Origin of the sequence: Streptomyces sp. YS-3 (assembly GCF_045257485.1) — a bacterium.
Taxonomy (GTDB): Bacteria; Actinomycetota; Actinomycetes; order Streptomycetales; family Streptomycetaceae; genus Streptomyces.
Genome location: NZ_JBJHPC010001168.1, coordinates 1 through 663 on the forward strand (window position 1 = coordinate 1; position 663 = coordinate 663).

The following is a 663-nucleotide window of genomic DNA, read 5'->3' on the forward strand; positions in this document are numbered from 1 at the left end:
CACCCCCGCATCCCACCCCGAAGGGATCCCCCGTGTCCGATCCGACGACCGCCGTGCTCGACGATCTGCGCGACGAAGGGGACGAACTCGACCGGCTCGTCGCGGCGTTGGAGCCCGGCGCGTGGCGGCGCGCCACCGCCGCCGAGGGGTGGACCGTGGCCCACCAGATCGCCCACCTCGCCTGGACCGACCGTGCCGCCCTGCTCGCCGTCACCGACGCGGACGCGTTCGCCGCCGAGGTCGAGAAGGCCACCGCCGCCCCGGACTCCTTCGTGGACGAGGGCGCCGAGGAGGGCGCCCGGCTGGACCCCGAAGAGCTCCTGCGGCGCTGGCGGGACGGGCGCGCCCGGTTGCGCGAGGCGCTGCTCGGCGCCCCCCGGGGCGCCCGCTTCCCCTGGTACGGCCCGCCCATGTCCGCCGCCTCCATGGCCACCGGCCGCCTGATGGAGACCTGGGCGCACGGACAGGACGTCTGGGACGCCCTCGGCCGCACCCGCCGGCCCACCGACCGGCTGCGCCACGTCGCCCGTATCGGCGTCCGCGCCCGCGACTTCGCCTTCGCCGTACGGGGGCTCGCCGCGCCCGGGGAGGAGTTCCGGGTCGAACTCCTCGCCCCGGACGGCGAGACACGCTGGACCTACGGCCCCCAGGACGCCCCCCAGC

General features: G+C 77.4%; 1 protein-coding gene. It reads left to right on the forward strand.

The window, feature by feature from the left end; all coding sequences use genetic code 11:
• Positions 1-32: 32 nt before the first annotated feature.
• A partial coding sequence (locus ACJA3G_RS38135; RefSeq protein ID WP_406557567.1) for a TIGR03084 family metal-binding protein occupies positions 33-663 on the forward strand: 631 nt, incomplete at its 3' end.